This window comes from Lysinibacter cavernae, assembly GCF_011758565.1.
Classification (GTDB): Bacteria; Actinomycetota; Actinomycetes; order Actinomycetales; family Microbacteriaceae; genus Lysinibacter; species Lysinibacter cavernae.
On the sequence record NZ_JAAMOX010000001.1, the window covers coordinates 224,441 to 241,814 of the forward strand.

General features: G+C 59.6%; 17 protein-coding genes. 9 read left to right on the forward strand and 8 right to left on the reverse strand.

What is annotated here, in order from left to right:
- Nucleotides 1-118: 118 nt before the first annotated feature.
- The 3 genes from efeB to efeU all read right to left on the reverse strand — a co-directional run bounded on the left by efeB (nucleotide 119) and on the right by efeU (nucleotide 3,855).
- Nucleotides 119-1,474: an iron uptake transporter deferrochelatase/peroxidase subunit gene (gene efeB, locus FHX76_RS00970; protein ID WP_167146716.1), complete on the reverse strand. Its 1,356-nt coding sequence runs from the start codon at nucleotides 1,472-1,474 to the stop codon at nucleotides 119-121.
- Between the two features lie 92 nt (nucleotides 1,475-1,566).
- Complete coding sequence (gene efeO, locus FHX76_RS00975; RefSeq protein ID WP_243848561.1) at nucleotides 1,567-2,790, reverse strand: iron uptake system protein EfeO; 1,224 nt, start codon at nucleotides 2,788-2,790, stop codon at nucleotides 1,567-1,569.
- A 69-nt stretch (nucleotides 2,791-2,859) separates the two neighbouring features.
- Nucleotides 2,860-3,855 carry an iron uptake transporter permease EfeU gene (gene efeU, locus FHX76_RS00980; RefSeq protein ID WP_167150200.1) on the reverse strand — a complete coding sequence of 332 codons (996 nt, stop codon included), beginning with the start codon at nucleotides 3,853-3,855 and terminating at the stop codon, nucleotides 2,860-2,862.
- A 152-nt stretch (nucleotides 3,856-4,007) separates the two neighbouring features.
- Here efeU and FHX76_RS00985 point away from each other — a divergent pair, with 152 nt between their 5' ends.
- The 4 genes from FHX76_RS00985 (at nucleotide 4,008) to FHX76_RS01000 (ending at nucleotide 7,434) form a co-directional block, all read left to right on the forward strand.
- The gene (locus FHX76_RS00985; protein ID WP_167146718.1) at nucleotides 4,008-4,526 is read left to right on the forward strand and encodes a hypothetical protein; all 519 of its coding nucleotides are present in this window, start codon (nucleotides 4,008-4,010) and stop codon (nucleotides 4,524-4,526) included.
- Nucleotides 4,523-4,855 carry a ferredoxin gene (gene fdxA / locus FHX76_RS00990; protein WP_167146721.1) on the forward strand — a complete coding sequence of 111 codons (333 nt, stop codon included), beginning with the start codon at nucleotides 4,523-4,525 and terminating at the stop codon, nucleotides 4,853-4,855. Before FHX76_RS00985 ends, fdxA begins: the two co-directional genes overlap by 4 nt.
- Before the next feature lie 4 nt (nucleotides 4,856-4,859).
- Entirely contained in the window at nucleotides 4,860-5,972 is a 1,113-nt protein-coding gene (gene dapC, locus FHX76_RS00995) for a succinyldiaminopimelate transaminase (protein WP_167146724.1), read from the forward strand.
- 154 nt (nucleotides 5,973-6,126) lie between these two features.
- The gene (locus FHX76_RS01000) at nucleotides 6,127-7,434 is read left to right on the forward strand and encodes a citrate synthase (protein ID WP_167146727.1); all 1,308 of its coding nucleotides are present in this window, start codon (nucleotides 6,127-6,129) and stop codon (nucleotides 7,432-7,434) included.
- Here FHX76_RS01000 and FHX76_RS01005 read toward each other — a convergent pair.
- A complete protein-coding gene (locus FHX76_RS01005) occupies nucleotides 7,431-8,339 on the reverse strand; it encodes a hypothetical protein (RefSeq protein WP_167146730.1) in 909 nt (302 codons plus the stop codon). The genes FHX76_RS01000 and FHX76_RS01005 overlap by 4 nt on opposite strands.
- A gap of 117 nt (nucleotides 8,340-8,456) precedes the next feature.
- Nucleotides 8,457-9,416, reverse strand: a complete 960-nt coding sequence (gene dapD / locus FHX76_RS01010) for a 2,3,4,5-tetrahydropyridine-2,6-dicarboxylate N-succinyltransferase (RefSeq protein ID WP_167146733.1) — start codon at nucleotides 9,414-9,416, stop codon at nucleotides 8,457-8,459.
- Between the two features lie 181 nt (nucleotides 9,417-9,597).
- Here dapD and dapE point away from each other — a divergent pair, with 181 nt between their 5' ends.
- The 5 genes from dapE to trmB all read left to right on the forward strand — a co-directional run bounded on the left by dapE (nucleotide 9,598) and on the right by trmB (nucleotide 14,391).
- Nucleotides 9,598-10,680 (forward strand): succinyl-diaminopimelate desuccinylase, encoded by a 1,083-nt coding sequence (dapE, locus tag FHX76_RS01015; protein WP_341777820.1) that lies wholly within the window; start codon nucleotides 9,598-9,600, stop codon nucleotides 10,678-10,680.
- Between the two features lie 23 nt (nucleotides 10,681-10,703).
- Complete coding sequence (locus tag FHX76_RS01020; protein WP_341777821.1) at nucleotides 10,704-11,963, forward strand: hypothetical protein; 1,260 nt, start codon at nucleotides 10,704-10,706, stop codon at nucleotides 11,961-11,963.
- A 130-nt stretch (nucleotides 11,964-12,093) separates the two neighbouring features.
- Nucleotides 12,094-12,264: a DUF3117 domain-containing protein gene (locus FHX76_RS01025; protein ID WP_167146739.1), complete on the forward strand. Its 171-nt coding sequence runs from the start codon at nucleotides 12,094-12,096 to the stop codon at nucleotides 12,262-12,264.
- A 136-nt stretch (nucleotides 12,265-12,400) separates the two neighbouring features.
- Nucleotides 12,401-13,420: a 3-hydroxyisobutyryl-CoA hydrolase gene (locus FHX76_RS01030; protein WP_167146741.1), complete on the forward strand. Its 1,020-nt coding sequence runs from the start codon at nucleotides 12,401-12,403 to the stop codon at nucleotides 13,418-13,420.
- Nucleotides 13,421-13,527: 107 nt separating this feature from the next.
- The gene (gene trmB, locus FHX76_RS01035; RefSeq protein ID WP_167146744.1) at nucleotides 13,528-14,391 is read left to right on the forward strand and encodes a tRNA (guanosine(46)-N7)-methyltransferase TrmB; all 864 of its coding nucleotides are present in this window, start codon (nucleotides 13,528-13,530) and stop codon (nucleotides 14,389-14,391) included.
- Between the two features lie 82 nt (nucleotides 14,392-14,473).
- Here the strand turns inward: trmB and FHX76_RS16060 are convergent, their stop codons facing one another.
- From FHX76_RS16060 to FHX76_RS01050, 3 genes are all read right to left on the reverse strand, one after another.
- Nucleotides 14,474-15,298 (reverse strand): DUF805 domain-containing protein, encoded by an 825-nt coding sequence (locus FHX76_RS16060; protein ID WP_341777822.1) that lies wholly within the window; start codon nucleotides 15,296-15,298, stop codon nucleotides 14,474-14,476.
- 132 nt (nucleotides 15,299-15,430) lie between these two features.
- Nucleotides 15,431-16,060, reverse strand: coding sequence for a class I SAM-dependent methyltransferase (locus FHX76_RS01045; protein ID WP_167146747.1), 630 nt, complete (start codon nucleotides 16,058-16,060; stop codon nucleotides 15,431-15,433).
- A gap of 144 nt (nucleotides 16,061-16,204) precedes the next feature.
- Nucleotides 16,205-17,050, reverse strand: coding sequence for a YncE family protein (locus FHX76_RS01050; RefSeq protein ID WP_167146748.1), 846 nt, complete (start codon nucleotides 17,048-17,050; stop codon nucleotides 16,205-16,207).
- Between the last annotated feature and the right edge of the window lie 324 nt (nucleotides 17,051-17,374).

Here is a 17,374-nt window from a genome sequence, read left to right on the forward strand (position 1 = left end):
CATTCCGGCGGGGCCCTTTTTCTCTCCCCACTCTCAAGCTCGTGGGGTGCAAATTCGCTCGTGGGGTGCAGAATTTCGCACCCCGCGAGCCGTTTTGCACCCCGCGAGCGGGAGAAAGCTAGGCGAAGAGGCCCTCGCCGACATATCCGCCGGGGGACGTGCCAGGCGGAATGGCGAACACTGCCGAGCCAACGTGTCGAATGTACTCGTTGAGAGTGTCCATTTTGAGGTTCTTCTGGATACGCACAAAATGTTCTGGATCGTTTTGGAAGCTGATGAAGAAGAGCCCAGCGTTGAGCTGTCCAAGATCGTTATTTCCGTCAACGTAGTTGTAGCCGCGCCGAAGCAACCGGATGCCGTCGTTGAGCTTCGGGTGCGCCAGTCTGACGTGTGAGTCGACTGGAATGGCCGGCCCGCCAGCTGAGTGCACTGCCTCGAAATTTGGCTCGGTGAATTCCGAGCCGCCTGAGAGCGGGGCGCCCTCACCTTTGTCTCGTCCGATGATGTTCTCTTGTTCCTCAAGCCGCGCCCTGTCCCAGGACTCGATGGTCATGAGAATCTTGCGCGCCACGAGGTAGGTGCCGCCGTTCATCCAGCCCTGGTCGCTCGTTGAGTCGACGTAGATGTGCTTGGCAAGCGCATCCTTTTCTTCGGACATGACGTTGGCGGTGCCATCTTTGAACCCGAAAAGGTTGCGGGGCGTCTGCTGAGCAGATGAGGTTGACGACGTTCGGCCGAAGCCAAGCTGAGACCACCGAATTTGTGCCCGCCCGAACGCGATGCGGCTGAGGTTGCGCACGGCGTGTACGGCGACCTGCGGGTCGTCGGCGCAGGCCTGAATGCAGAGATCCCCTCCCGTCATCGAGGGGCTGAGGAGATCAAACGCGAAGGCGGGGAGATCCGCAAGGGCGGCCGGTTTTCGGTCGGCGATGCCAAAACGGTCGTTGCCGTTTGCATCCTGGAACAGGCTCGGTCCAACGCCAAAGGTGATGGTGAGCCCGCTTGCGGGAAGGCCAAGGGCATCCCCGGTATCGTCTGGGGGCAGCAAGGGCGAACCGCCGACCGCGCCTCGCTCGCTCACATCGAGTCCCTGCGTGAGTCGAGAAGCCGCGTAGCTCCAGTCTTGCAGGAGTTCGATCAGGTCGTCGCGGGTTGCGGATGCCGTGACATCAAACGTGGCAAAGAACAGCCGGTCTTGGGCAGGGGTGGTGACTCCTGCCTGGGTGGTGCCGTAGAACGGGAATTGATCGCCGTTGGTTGGGGCGACCGCTTCGCCTCGTGCGACGGCGGCCACAGTTGCCGCGCCACCGATGAATCCTGCTGATGCGCCAATGCCCAGCAGGCCGAGCAATCCGCGCCGAGACAGGCCAGCCGGCGTGGACGCCGCCTCCGAAGACTCGCCGGAATCTGTAGGAGTGTCGCGCGGCGGTTTGTCACTTGGAACGCCAGGTATGTTGGAATCGCTGGGGGTCATATTTGGGGTCACCTCATCATGCTACGCAGGTGATGGTTGTCGCCCGGCCAGAATCGGTTGATTCTCGGATGATTCTGACCGGGCTGCCGGGTTTAGGACGCTTTGACGTCGAGGACGGTGTGGGTGAGTGTGGCAAGCGGCTCGCTCAGTGCGTTGAGCTGGGCCCCGAGTGCCTTTCGCGACTCCTGATCGACGGTGTCGTAGGACACAAATCCGTCGGTTGGGTTGCCATAGGTTTCGAGGAGCGTCTTCATCGCGGCAAACTGTGTGTCGAGCTTGCTCACCAATTCTGTGCCTTCGTCACCCTTGCTCGCGGCGATGTCGCGCACGTTTCCGAAGGCAACTTCTGCTCCCTCAACGTTGGCGTAGAAGTCGTAGAGGTCGGTGTGGGAAAACTCGTCTTCTTCGCCTGACAGCTTGCCGTCTGGAGCTGCGACCTCGTCAAGGAGGCCGATTGCTCCGTTGGTGATGTCGCCGAGCGTGAGCTCAAACTTGGGATCGTCGACGGCAGCCTTGAGCGCAGTCACGTCGGTCACGAGCTGCTCGGCAATGGCTGCTCGGCCGGCGGCGTCGAGGGCTGTGATGGTCTCATCAGGGTAGTTCGCCTGTGCCTCGCTTAGCCACAGGTCCATTTCGATGCGGTGGAAGCCGGTGAAGTCGAGCCCCTCATCCTCAGCGCCCTGCTTGCGGTAGTCGATTTTTGGGTCGAGGTCGCCAAACTGTTCGGCAGTTGGCTCAATGCGCTCGTAGTTGATGCGTGTGATGGGGAAGAGGGCCTTGGCCTGTTCGTCATCTCCAGCGGTGTACGCGTCGGCGAGCAACTGCACGTTTGGCAGGAGCTCCGCGACTTGCTGCTTCACGTAGGCGGTGTAGTTTGCGATTGCCGCATCGGCGGCTTCCTTGTCGTTGCCGCTGAGTTCAACCGTCTTGCCAGAGACTGTGAACTCCGTCTGGCCGATACCTTCGCCGATCATGCCGGGCTTGCACACCGTGTAGTACGTGCCCGGCTGGGCAACAACAGTCAGGTCTCGGCTGGCGCCAGCAGCGATATTCTCGACCTCTCCGACGATGCGGAGCTTGTCCTCAGCAAGGATGTAGAACTCCGTCACCTGGTCGCCGGAGTTGGTGACGGAGAACGTGATTGGTCCGCTGGGGGCGGTTGCCGCATCCACGACACAGTCGCTCGCGGTGCTGTCGACCGACAGCGCGGTGGCATTGGCTCCTTGGTTATTAGGTACGCAGCCGGTGAGCGTAGCCGTGATGCCGACGGCGAGGGTCATTGTGGCCATCGTTGTGGCGCGTGTGCGGGATGTCATGGGTTCTCCTTGGTGGGGCGTCTCGATGTGACGTGAGGAAGTGTGACGCGAGGGTAATAATGAGACCGGCTAGATGCCGGTTTGGGTTGGTGACGCTGCTGACTCGGCAACGGCGTCGTCTGCAGCGGCTGAGTGTTCGTGCTGGGGGAGTGTTGCGGGAATTTGGGACTCGTTGGATGGCGCACCATTCGTCGACTGCTTCGGGCGACGGTTTTTGCGCACCTTCACGATGAAGATCGTGAGTACGGGGATCACATACAGTGCCCAGGCCCAGACTTCGAGCTTGGTCATTTCTGGGGTGAACCCGATGGTGCCCTTGAGGAGGGTGCCGAGCAGTCCATCTGGGGCGATCACTTCTGGTATTCGGAACGCCCAACCCGCTGGCCCGTAGAGTCCGTGGGTCCATGCCGGTGCGCTCGCGGGTACTGCCTCAAACGGGCCGGGAAGGAAGCGGGCCTCCTGGAGGTCATGGATGCCGTAGGCGAGTACGCCGGCGGCAACGATGATGAGGAGCGCGCCTGTCCAGGTAAAGAAGACGGAGAGGTTAATGCGGAGCATCCCGCGGTAAATCAGCCAGCCGAGGACAACGGCCGTGAGGAGGCCGAGCACGGCGCCAAGCAGGGTCATCGGGGTGTCGCCAGTGGCTTTGACCGCTGCCCAGAGGAAGAGCGCCGTTTCGATACCCTCCCTCGCGACCGCGATAAACCCGACCATAACGAGTCCCCAGCCGTTTCCGGTCAGTGCCCGCTCAACGGAGGATTCGAGTTCGCCCTTGAGGTTCCGCGCGGTGCGCAGCATCCAGAAGACCATCCAGGTGACGAGGCCTACGGCGAGGATTGACATCGCACCGCCGATGAATTCTTGGGCTTCAAAGGAGAGCCCGTATGCACCAAACGTGAGGATGGCTCCCGTCGCGAGCGACAGTGCCACCGCGAGTCCGACGCCGATCCAGATTCGAATGACCACGTCGTGGCGACCAATTCTGCGCACGTATGCAATGAGAATGCCTACAACAAGCGCGGCTTCGAGTCCTTCGCGTAGGCCGATGAGGAACGTGCCAAACATGCCGGCGAGTTCGGTTCCTTGCACGGAATTCCAGCCTTTCTTGCGGCTATTATCAGGGGATTGGTTAGCCTGCCCTAAGTTAGAATAGTGTTCCGGGGCCTCGCTGTCTACTGCCAGCCAGTCTTCAGTCACAGTGCGCCTACACTGGAAGAGTGTCAACACTGCAACCGTCGAGCGAACTTCCGCACTCATCCCAGAGCGTTCTCGTTGTGGATGCGCCCAATGCTGTTGATCAGCCGGTTCCCCTCGGCGTGCGATTGTTTATGGGTCTTGTCACGGTCATGCTTGGTGTTCTGCTTGGCATCCTGACGACGGTTCAGCACCAGGTGACAACCGTAATAGGTGAGGTTCGACTGCCGACCGGGGTCGTGCTTGGCCTCGTGGCGTTTGGCTCGGTCGCCCTGCTCAGCCGAATGCTCAACCCAGGTATTGCGAGGGCGGTCCAGCTCTGTGCCGGCGTCATGATTGCCGTTGCGCTCTTCAGCAGTGTCAGTCTTGGTGGGAGCGTGCTCATCCCCAATAATCCTGTCGGCTGGGTGTGGCTCATCGGAACCCTTGTGGTGAGCGCGTGTGCCGTGTTGTGGCCGCGCCGCCGTGAGCGGACGCGGCAGGAGCCGCAAGGGGATAAACTAGAGGTTCATAATCACCTAAGTAGTACGGAGAACCAGTGACCTACGTCATCGCCCTTCCATGCGTCGACGTCAAGGACCGCGCCTGTATTGACGAGTGCCCGGTTGACTGCATTTACGAGGGCGAGCGCTCGCTCTACATTCATCCGGATGAATGTGTAGATTGCGGCGCCTGCGAACCCGTTTGCCCCGTCGAAGCGATTTATTACGAAGACGATCTCCCTGACGAGTGGGCCGACTACTACAAGGCCAACGTTGACTTCTTTGACGATATTGGCTCTCCAGGTGGGGCAGCAAAGGTTGGCGTCTACGCGAAAGATCACCCGATCATCGCCGCGCTTCCAGCCAACGTCAACAACACCGAAGACTAAGCGCATGCTTGGGCAACTTCCCGATTATCCGTGGGATGCCATGGTGCCGCACGCCAAGCGCGCGGCAGAGCATCCAGGCGGAATGGTTGACCTCTCCATCGGTTCGCCGGTTGATGAGACCCCAGCGAGTATCCGCGAGGCGCTTGCCGCCGCAACTGACGCTCACGCCTATCCAACAACGACCGGTACACCGGAGCTCAGGGCGGCGATTGTTGACTGGTTCGCCCGCCGCCGCTCGGTGCCTGGCCTGACCAATGCGGAGGTGCTTCCGACGGTCGGCTCGAAAGAGTTGGTCGCCTGGCTCCCGTTCATGCTTGGTCTGGGCGAAGACGATATCGTCGTGCATCCGAACGCTGCCTACCCGACCTACGCGATGGGGGCCGCCCTCGCTGGTGCGCAGGCGTTTGCTGCCGATAGCCCCGCCGAGTGGCCAGCAGGCACAAAGCTCGTCTGGCTGAACTCGCCAGGTAACCCTGATGGTCGTGTGCTGAGTGTCGACGAGCTGAGGGAGGCCGTCGCGGCCGCCCGTCGCATTGGTGCGGTTATCGCAGGCGACGAATGCTATGCCGAACTTGGCTGGGAGGGGGAGTGGGTCGAAAACCCAACTCCGTGCATCCTTGACCCTCGAGTTGTTGATGACAGCCGCGAGGGTGTCCTGTCGGTGTACTCGTTGAGCAAGCAATCGAACCTTGCCGGCTACCGTGCGGCCTTTGTTGCCGGCGACGCGTCAATCATCGCTCGGTTAACCACAATTCGTAAACACGCTGGCATGATTCCGCCGGCTCCCGTACAGGCTGCCATGATCGCTGCGCTTGTCGACGACGAACACGTGCTGGCTCAAAAGGAACGCTACCGTGCTCGTCGTGCGGTGTTGAAACCGGCGCTTGAGGCTGCGGGATTCCGCATCGATCAGAGCGAAGCTGGGCTCTATCTGTGGGCTACAGAGGGTAAGGACGCTTGGCAATCGATCGCCCGGTTGGCCGACGCCGGCATCCTCGCAGGGCCTGGAACCTTCTACGGAGATTTCTACCCTGAACACGTTCGATTCTCGCTGACGGCATCCGATGAGCGAATTGCCGACGCCGCGGCTCGACTGCGTTCGGATTTCGCACAATAGTTCATTTTGTGATCTTGTAGTGATCAGAAACGGTCTCCAGGATTCCGCACACAACCCCTGAACACGTTAGTCTGGAACGGTTGAGGACCAAGACGTCCACAACAGTGCTGTCTGACAGCACAGACACTGACGGTTCACCACTGGAGGAGATGACGTGACTGACGCAGGAACAGGTAGCGGCCACGCAGAGCAAAAAGCGACACTGTCATTTCCGGGAGGTAGCGCGGATTTTCCGCTGCTTCCCTCGACAGCAGGCGCATCATCCATAGATCTCTCGACGCTTACCCGCCAGAGTGGCCTTACTGCTCTTGACTACGGATTTGTCAACACGTCGGCAACGAAGTCGGCAATCACCTATATTGACGGTGACAAGGGTATTCTGCGGTATCGCGGATACCCCATCGAGCAGCTTGCCGAGAACTCCACGTACCTCGAGGTCGCATGGCTGCTTATCTATGGTGAGTTGCCAACCGCCGATCAGCTTGCAAACTTCGACGAGAACATCCGCCGGCACACGCTGCTGCACGAAGATCTCAAGAGGTTCTTCTCCGCGCTGCCCCACACCGCGCACCCCATGTCGGTGCTCTCAAGTGCCCTCTCAGCGCTATCGACCTACTACGAAGGATCCCTCGACCCGAACGATCCCGACATGGTCGAGATCAACACGGTTCGCCTGCTGGCAAAGCTGCCAGTTATCGCTGCCTACGCCCACAAGAAGTCGATTGGACAGGCATTCCTGTACCCCGACAACTCCCTGAGCTTTGTTGACAACTTCCTCAAGCTGAACTTCGGCAATATGGCCGAGAAATACGACATCGATCCCGTACTCGGACGTGCGCTCGACCAGCTGCTTATCCTGCACGCCGATCACGAGCAGAACGCCTCGACGTCAACAGTTCGCCTTGTTGGTTCGACCGGTGCAAACATGTTTGCCTCGGTGTCGGCCGGTGTCAACGCGTTGTCTGGACCATTGCACGGTGGCGCAAACGAAGCTGTGCTCGACATGCTGGGACAGATTCGCGAATCTGGCGGCGGAGTGAAGCAGTTTGTTGACCGCGTCAAGAATAAGGACGCTGGCGTCCGTCTCATGGGATTCGGTCACCGCGTTTACAAGAACTACGACCCGCGTGCCATGATCGTCAAGAACAGCGCAGATAAGGTCCTCGAGGCGCTTGGCGTCACCGACCCGCTGCTCGACCTCGCAAAAGAGCTTGAGCAGATCGCGCTGAGCGACGATTACTTCATCGAGCGCAAGCTGTACCCAAACGTTGACTTCTACACCGGCGTGATTTACAAAGCTATGGGCTTCCCAACCCGCATGTTCACCGTGCTCTTCGCGATCGGACGGCTGCCAGGTTGGATCGCCCACTGGCGCGAAATGCAGACCGACCCGCAGACCAAGATCGGTCGCCCACAGCAGCTCTACATTGGTTCGCCCGAGCGTCAGCTTCGCAAGCCTTAGCGCGAATTGAGTGCAACGCCCTCGTAAAAGGCGCGTTCTACTTCTTGCGCGAGTCCGTCTCGTTCTGCGAGGCGCTCAGGTGTTATGCCCGCCACCGTCCAGCCTTCTGGGCGGCCCGGCGGGCATTCGCATGTGTGAAAGGCAACACCGACCTTCGATGCTGGAAAGGCAAGGGCGAATCGGTAGCGTCTGATGGTTTGCTGGCACAGCACCACAACATCCCTTCGAGGCCTCAACCCGGCCTCGGCCAGGCGGAGTCGGACGAGCGAGTCCTCTGGGCGTCGAGGCCCGCGCACGATCTGCTCGAGTGCGCGCCGGGCGATTGACACTCCAAGACTGCCCGCATTGCGATCAACAAGCGTTCGGAGGGAAGCGAGCGAGACGAGCCTGCGATGGAGTAGGGCCTCTGCCCATACAACCGCCGATTCGTGCGGGGTCATTACGATGCCGCGTTGGCCGGCTGAGCCCGAGCCTGAGCATGGGTAGCTGAGCGATGGCAAGGTGTGTCCTCGGTCTGCATCACTGTGTGGAAGCAACAGATCGAACCACGTGCGTTCTGGCGTGGTGAGCCGTATGCCGGCAAGCTCAGACACGTCCTCAGCTTCAAGCTTGAGCCGATGGAAACATGCGGCGGATGATCTGGGCAGGTATGCCCCGACGGGAACTGACAGATGAGGTAGCAAGTGGTCTGAGTCGTTGACGGTTTGCTGGTGCATTCGTTCTTGGCGCGAGGTATTGCCATGCTGCCCAGTAGGGCAGCTGAATGGTGGACGCCCAAATCCCCAGAGTGCGGCCGCGGTGGCGTGACTCACAACTCGGTGATCGTGCCAAGGCATCCGTGCGAGCGATCGAACAACGGTTGGGTCGAGCCGCGAGAGCGCTGCGGCAATGGCTGGCGAATGCATAGTGCAAGCGTGTCAAAATGGCGCGTTCTCCGCTGAACTTATCCACAGGCGGGGAGACGCAAAGAGCCGGGTGCCGCACCCGCTGGTGCTGCACCCGGCTCGCGGAGTTGAGCGCCGTTACGCGTGAAGCGCCGGGTTGAGCGTGATGCCCTGGCCGGTGCGAGCGACGACCTCGACGGCTCCACTCAGCGAGTTGCGGCGGAAGAGGAGGTTATCAACGCCAGAAAGCTCAACCGCCTTTGCGGTTGCTGGCTTGCCGTCGGCATCCACAGCGCCGTCGAGCAGAAGGACCTTGGTGCCAGCGGTCACGTAGAGGCCAGCCTCAACAACGCAGTCGTTGCCGATCGAGATGCCGATGCCGGAGTTGGCGCCAAGCAGGGAACGCTCACCAATGCTGATGCGCTGTTGCCCGCCACCTGACAGGGTTCCCATGATCGATGCCCCGCCGCCAATGTCTGAGCCATTGCCAACGACGACGCCCTGTGAGATGCGTCCTTCAACCATTGACTGACCAAGTGTGCCTGCGTTGAAGTTCACAAAACCCTCATGCATAACGGTTGTGCCAACTGCGAGGTGGGCGCCAAGACGCACGCGGGAAGCATCTGCGATGCGGACGCCTGCGGGCGTGACGTAGTCAAGCAGACGCGGGAACTTATCGATTCCCGTTGCGATGATTCCAGCGCGTTTGAGACTGGGGCGCAGCGCATCAAAGGCATCTGGATGGACGGGACCTGCGGTTGTCCAAACAACCGTTGGCAGGTGCCCAAAGATGCCGTCAAGGTTAATGCTGTTCGGGGCGGCGAGCAGGTGTGAGAGCAAGTGAAGGCGCAGGTATGCGTCGGAGGTCGACGCGGGCGCGGCGTCGAGGTCAATCTCAACGGTGACGATATCAACGGTTACATCGCGACGTGGGTCTGGGGTTGCGAGCTCCTCGATGTGGGCCGGTGCGATCCAACGGTCGCGGCCCTCTGGGATGCCGCCAAGCTGTGGCTCTGGGTACCACGTGTCGAGCACGGTGCCGTCAGAAGCAACCGTCGCGAGTCCGTATCCCCATGCCTGTCGTGTCAAAGAAGTCATTCCTCTAGGCTAGCGGTTTTGTCAGGTGCGTTGCGGTGGTAGCGGGGCCTAAAAAGGAAGCGAGTTTCTGCGGGTTTCGGCAACAATGGTTCATGCTGCTTGTCCTCAGTCTGGTATTGAGGAGACACGGGCGCCGGCAATCGTGACTCGTCCACACGCGCATCTCGTTAGACTTGCAGGCGTGAATGCAACGCCTACGATCGACCTCAGCCAGTCCTCAAACGATATCACTCGTCAGCTCTGTGACATCGAGTCGGTTTCGGCAAACGAGCGAGCCATCGCGGACGCCGTCGAGGCTGCCGTCAGCGGATACGACCATCTTGAGATCATCAGGGACGGGGACTGCGTTGTTGCCAAAACGAACCTTGGGCGTGCGCAGCGCGTCATCATCGCCGGTCATCTCGATACGGTGCCTGTCAACAACAACCTGCCAACGAGATACGAAACAATCGATGGCGTTGAGTACCTCTGGGGCCGCGGAACAGTTGATATGAAGGCCGGTGTTGCCGTTCAGCTGAAGCTCGCGGTCGAACTTGTTGCCCCAACCGTTGATATCACGTGGATGTGGTACGACCATGAGGAAGTCGACTCTGACCTCAACGGTCTCGGCCGGCTCGCGCGTAATCGCCCAGATCTCTTCGTTGGCGACTTTGCGATTCTTGGCGAGCCGAGCAACTCCGCCATCGAGGGCGGCTGCAACGGCAACGTTCGTGTCGAGCTTCGAACCTTTGGCAAACGAGCCCACTCTGCGCGCAGCTGGGTGGGGGAGAATGCCATCCACAAGGCAGCCAATATCCTCGCGATCCTTGCCGACTACACTCCTCGACAGGTTGAGGTTGAAGGGCTTGTCTACCGCGAAGGGCTCAACGCGGTTGGCATTAGCGGCGGTATCGCCGGAAACGTCATTCCGGATGAGTGCATGGTTCATGTTAACTATCGCTTCGCGCCGAGCCGCTCAAGCGATGAGGCCATCGAACACCTGCGTGAATTGTTTCCAAACGTTGACATGACGGTCGTCGACCGGGCTGAAGGGGCTCGGCCTGGGCTTGACGCACAACTTGCGCAAGACTTCATGGCGGCGGTCGGTGCGGAGCCGATGCCAAAGTATGGCTGGACCGATGTCGCCAGGTTCAGCGCGCTCGGCATCCCCGCGGTGAACTATGGCCCTGGAGACCCGCTCAAGGCTCACGCCGATGATGAGCGAGTTGCCATTGATCAGATTACCGAGTGTGAACGAGGGTTAAGGGCCTGGCTCGGTGCCTAGCATCCCACCGCTAGGCTGAAACGGTGTCCTCCCTCGATAGCGCGCGCAACGGCACAGCTGCCAGCGTGACCCCCAGACCCGACCAGGTAGGCCTCGCAGGCCGCATCGTCACCGCGGCCAACGGTGTGCGCTGGTGGGTGCGAGTGCTCATCGTATTTGTGGTGTCGCGTATCATTAGCACTGGCATGCTGCTTGCCTTCGCCGCGCAACAGGTAGCGGCCCCTGGATGGGTGACCCAACAGCCAAACCTGATCGAATATTCAAACCTCTGGGATGGCCAGTGGTATTGGCGAATTGCGCTGTACGGTTACCCGAGCATGCTCCCGGTCAACGACTACGGGCAGGTGACCGAGAGTGCGTGGGCGTTTATGCCCGTCTATCCGATGCTGGTGCGCGGCCTGAGCGCCGTCACGGCCGTTCCCTGGCCCGTTATGGCACCGCTCGTTTCTGTAGTCTTTGGCCTTGCCACGTGTTTGCTGCTCTATAAGCTGTTCCGCCGCTACCTCAGCGACTCGCAAACCCTGTTTGCCATCCTCTTGTACTGCATTTCGCCGGTTTCTCCCATGTTGCAGGTCTCCTACGCGGAGTCCATGGGCGCATTCTTCATTACCTTGGCGCTGTGGCTCCTCGTTCAGCGCAGATACGGCTGGATGTTTGCGGTCGTGCCGATCATGGCACTCACGCGCCCGCTTGGGCTTGCCTTTGCGCTCATGCTTGGACTGCTGTGGTTGCTTCGATTTGCGCGACGCAATGTGGAGCCGTTTCCAGTCAGGGAACGGATCACAACCATCATCCTCGGTTTCTATACGGTTGGGTGGGGGTTCCTCTGGCCTGCCGTTGCCTGGATCGGGACCGGCTCGTTCACGGCGTATACCGATACCGAGCTAGCGTGGCGACGCCCATATATTGGCGATCAACACCTCGTGCCGTTTACGGCCTGGTTTCAGGGTGCAAACTGGTGGATCGGGGCGCCGTGGGGAGCCATCATCCTCGTTGCGGTGATCGCCCTGTGCGTTGCGTCATTCTGGCTTCCCCAAATGCGCCGCCTCGGTATTGAGTTGCGGCTCTGGGTCGCGAGTTATGGCATCTACCTGCTTGCGGTGTTTTTTCCGCAGTCGAGCACCTTTCGCATGTTGATGCCGATGTTCCCCGCGCTTGGTGCGATAGCCCAGCCAAAATCACCCGTGTACAGAATGATCGTTGTGGTGCTGTGCCTCATTGGGCAGTGGGTGTGGCTATCGATTGGCTGGGCGATTGATCCTCCTGACTGGACCCCGCCATAAGCATCCTGCTTGGGATCAACGGCGTCGTAACAATTGGCATTCCGACTCTCCACAAAACGCGTTAATTAGAGAGTGTCGGTGGTAAACCGATAAACTGGGGTTCACAGCACAACCGAGAAAGGGGAGCGTCATGGCGGCTATGAAGCCGAGAACTGGAGACGGGCCAATGGAGGCCGTCAAAGAAGGACGCGTAATTATCGTCCGAGTACCCCTTGAAGGTGGCGGCCGTTTGGTCGTCTCAGTAAATGATGCCGAGGCAAAAGAGCTGCACAACGCGCTCGCCGGGGTAGTCAAGGACTAGCACAGAAGAATTCTTCTCCGCACGGGCCGCGCACCTGTTTCCAACGAACCAGCAGCGGTCAACGCACCTGAACAACCCGCCTGATGCAGGCGGGTTGTTCTGCGTTAACCGGGCGCTTGTCCTCTATGGTGAAACTATGACCGAGCCCGTTGCAGCGCACGATGATGTCGAGACCTGGCGAGAGGGCCGCTTCCTGAGGGTGCGCCTTGCGAGGCCGCACGCACTCAACGCGTTGACACCTGGAATGCTCTGGCGGCTCCGCGAAGCAATCGATAGCGTTCATCCGCTTGGGCTCGCGGGTATTCTGCTCGACGGGGCCGGCGAGAGGGGGCTCTGTGCAGGAGGCGATATTAAACTCATCGCCTCGATGTCGCAGGACGCGGCGACGGAGTTTTGGCGGCTCGAATACGCGGTCAACCTCGCGATCTCACGGGTTGATTTTCCCTTTGTCGCGCTGATGGATGGCATCGTCATGGGAGGCGGAGTAGGCGTTTCAGCACACGGAAATCTGCGTGTTGTGACGGAACGCTCACGGGTCGCGATGCCTGAAGTTGCGATTGGCCTTGCCCCTGATGTTGGTGGCCTGTTCCTCTGCGCCAACGCGCCGGGGCGGCTCGGCGACCATCTCGCGCTCACCGGCCACGTCATGTCGGGCGCCGATGCCGTGTATTGCGGTTTTGCGGATGCCTGGGTGCCTTCCAAGCACCTTCGGACGCTGAGCACAGCCCTGACTCACGAGCATTCAGATCCGCGTGCCCTCGTCGAGCGCTACGCCGAACGTGTACCTTCTGACCTTGCCGAACAACGCGGCTGGATCGATGAGTGTTACTCGGCGGCAACGCTGAGCGAAGTTGTTGTGTTGCTCGAGGACTACCCGGATGCGCGGGCAAATGAGGCCGCCCGTATCATTCGGGCCGCGTCGCCGAGCGCTGTTGCGGTCACCTTTGAAGCGCTTGCGAGGGCTCGGCGGGCGTCAGGGTTGGCAGAAGTCTTGCAGCAAGATCTCCGGGTCTCAAGCGCTATGCTGCGGCGCAACGACCTTCGGGAAGGCATCAGGGCCAAGGTGATCGACAAGGATCAGAATCCGCGGTGGGTTCCCGCGCGATTTGAGGATGTCACTGAGGCGGAGATCGCCGACATCCTTGCCGGTCACTGAATCCTCGGCCAAGCAGCGGAGACGAGACATGAGCCGCAGCAGAGGTGGCAGAGGCAGCGGCAGAACCCGGGACAACACCGCATGAACTGGCGGGTAGGCTTGAACTAATGTCTGAATCAACCGTACCCACCACGCCCGCTGATCAGCCCGTCGTCAACGAAACCACTGTTTCTTCGACGAGAGAGTACCCGGCCGAGCCCGTATCGTTTATGCGAAGGGGCACCCGGCTCCAGGGCAGACGGCAGGATGCCTGGGACGCACACGCGGACAGCTACGTCGTTGACGTACCCCGAGTTGTCACCGATACGTCGGTGCACGCCGATTACGTGTTTGATGCGGCCGCAACATTTGGCCGCGACGCCGATTTGGTGGTGGAGATCGGATCTGGTCTTGGTGAGGCTATCGTTCATATGGCCGAGCTTCGCCCTGAACGGAATTATCTTGCGGTTGAGGTATACCGACCGGGCCTTGCCTCAACGATGGCGCGTATCGCTCAGCGAGGACTCACTAATGTGAGGGTTGTTGAAGCGAACGCGGCTGAGGTCCTCGAAACGATGTTGCCAGACGACGCAATGAGTGAGCTCTGGCTCAATTTTCCGGATCCGTGGCACAAAAAACGGCACAATAAGCGCCGACTTGTGCGCGATTCCTTCACTCCGCTTGTTGCGCGGACACTCCGGTCTGGCGGGCTCTGGCGTCTTTCAACGGACTGGTCTGGCTATGCAGAGCAAATGCGCGAGGTGCTTGATCGAACACCGCAGTTTGAGAACGTGCATTCTGGGGAGCGTGTTGGAGCCGACAGCCCCTTGACACAGGCTCGGCAGAGTGGTGTTGATCGGGAGGTATCCGATGAGATTGATACGGTTGGTGGTTGGGCACCGCGCTTTGAGGGGCGCGTAGTGACAAGCTTTGAGAACAAAGCCCACGTTGCGGGGCGGATTATCTTCGACCTCACCTACCGCCGCCGATAGGGTTCGAACGTCACGGTCCTCACAAAGCAGCGAGGGCTGGCACCGAACGAATTCGGTGCCAGCCCTCGCTGCTGAACGAGTACTAGTTTGCTGGAGGGGTCTGCCAACCGGTGGTTGGCTGGTCGCCATCCTGCTGCGGTGCAGGAGCGTCTGCTGGGGTGGCATGGTCTACTGCTGCGCCGCTATCAGCTGGAACGTCAGCGGAAGGCACAGGCGGGACACCGTCAACCGGCGCCTGCTGGTACGTGGGCTGCTGGTACGTGGGCTGCTCGTAGGTCGGTTGCTGGTACGCAGGCTGCTGATCTGTTGGCTGCTGATACTGCTGCCCGTAGGGTGCTGCAGGAGCTTGTTGGCCGTATGGTGCAACCGGAGGTTGCTGCCCGTACGGCGCGGCAGGGGGTTGCTGAGCGTAACCAGGCTGTTGCCCGTAGGGCTGCTGGCCATACTGCTGCTGGCCGTATCCCGGCTGCTGGCCGTATCCAGGTTGCTGACCGTATCCGGGAGTCGCGTACCCAGCGCCAAAAGCCTGACCGCTGCCGTCGAGGGGGTTTGGGTTACCGTACTGGTTTGGGCCTGGTGTGCTTGGCAGGCACATAAAGATGAGTACAACGATGCCGCCGACAAACGGAACAAACGAGAGCAGGATGAGGAGGCCTGAGTAGCCAGCGTCGTGCAAACGTCGGACTCCAACGGCAATGGTTGGAATGAGGACACCGAGGCTCATGAGCATGAGGATGAGGCCAAAGAGCAACGATACGCCGCCGGAGCCCCGGGTGAGGGCAATAAGGATGCCAGCCACGATGCTGATTGCCAGGTATGCAAGCACATAGGCGAGTACCCAAAACCAGTACTCGGAACGGCTTGCGCGGCCGTCAAACGTTGCGTATTTGCTCAGGACAGTTTTCACTGCAGGTATCACTGCGCTACTTCTTTCGTTATGAGTTGGACGGCTCAATACTAACGCGCTACGAGCCCGAATGAGTGAGATCGAGGCCAGAATAAGTGGTCTTGCGACCAAACATGCTGCGGCGCTACGACGTTAGCCGACGCGTGTGACCTGCAGCAGGCCGTCGCCGGCGGGGGAGAGCGCCGTGACCACAGCATCCGACGAGGCAAGCTCGGTGAGGAGCGTACGGTAATCAACTGAGACATCGTCGCGGGCAGCTGGGTCGGCGACACGACCTCCCTTGAGCACCCGAGGAACGAGCACGGTACCGCCGGGGCGAATGAGACGAAGGCTGTGCTCAAAGTACTCAAGAAGCTGATCAGGGTCCGCATCGATGATCACGAGGTCATAGCTGTTCTCGTTCATGCGGGGAAGCACGTCTTCGGCTTTGCCGTTGATGAAGCGAAGGCGTGACGGTGCAATCCCGGCCTCAGTGAACAGTGCACGTGCGTGGCGGTGATACTCAGATTCGCTATCGATTGTTGTAAGCGAAATGTTGTCCCTGCCGGAGAGAAGCCACAGGCCGCTGACTCCAAGGCCAGTGCCTACCTCGGCGATGGTTCGGGCGCCGGTCATGGCAACAATGCTTGCGAGTTGCGAGCCGACAGCGCGTGAGATGGGTGCAACGCCCATCTCGATGGAGAGCTTGCGTGCCTTCTCGATGACCGGCGACTCTACGGGCAGGTCTTCGGAAAATTTCCAGTTGTTTTCGATGTTGGACACGCTAGTTCTCCAGGTAAGTCAGACAGTGTCTTTACCTTACTCGTTGCGGGGCGGATGACTGCTCGACTGTTGGCGCGTGGCGTAGAAGTGGGCTTCGACGTCGCCGATACCTCGCCTGGACAGCGCACCGTCTTACCAATTCAGTTATGCGCGTGGTTCGATTCGGTAGAGGTCTGTGCCTGCGATGCCGTAGATGATTCCCGTTGTCTGATTGACACGAATGTCGGTGCCTCCCGCATCGGAGGGAGTTGAAATCACGTCTTCGATGGTTCTCGTCGCTCCATCGATGACGTCGATGGAGCCGGTTCCCGACTGTGCCGTCGCGAATTCTCCAAGGTTCGAGTGGTGTGTGACAAATATTTTGTTTCGCAGGGAGTCAACGGCGACACCAATTGGGTTTGCCGAGACGGTAATGGTGTCGACGAGCGTGTTTGTCAGCGTGTCAATGACAGAGACGGAGGAACTCTTAGAATTTGCAACATAAAGCAGATTTCTCGTCGTGTCGAGGGCGAGTCCACGCGGCGCAGTGCCCACCGTAACGGTCGTAATCACTTTCATACCGAGTCCGTCAAAAACAGTAACCGTGTTGTTTGTGTTGGAATTGGTGAAGTACAGCTGGCTATTTGTTCGGTTGATTACCGTCTCTCGGTAGTCGGCATTCGGTACGCCTGCCATCCCCTCGAGAGAGAACGTATCCGCGTGAAAACGCCACATGTGTGAGCTACCAAGGATCCATACCTTGCGGTTCGTGGGGTTCACCAAAATTGAACGTGCAAAAGTGATGTCATAGCCAAATTTTTCGCTCGAATAATTGTATTGTGGGCTGATTTGGTATGCGGTGTTGGTCTGTGCGACAGCGATGTAATATTGGTTCTTCGTCTCATCAACGTCAGACCCGTATGTGCGGTAATTGAGTGGTGTCGCAGGTACTGATCCGGGAACATAGACCGTTTTAGAGAGCCTATTGGACGCTCCATCAACAAATTTCATTGTCGCGCCGTAGTCTGTCACCAAAATGGTGTTTGTTTTTTCGTTAATGCTCAGGCGCCAAGCTGGCCCGCCTAGGGCAATCGACGTGAATTTGTACTTTGGCACTTTCAACGTGAGCTGGGCGGAAACATGCCCCTTCGCTATGTACCCCGAGGTCGTATTCTGACTGCTCGTCAGCCCGATGACCGCGGACAACGAGAGCGCGCCAAGTGCAATCCCAATGAGTGACCGACCGATCGGTCGACGGGGGATATTGGATTGCCGGGAACGGTGAGGCTTCAACGCTATTCCTTTTCGTTTCGGATTGTGGGCGGGCATAGTGGA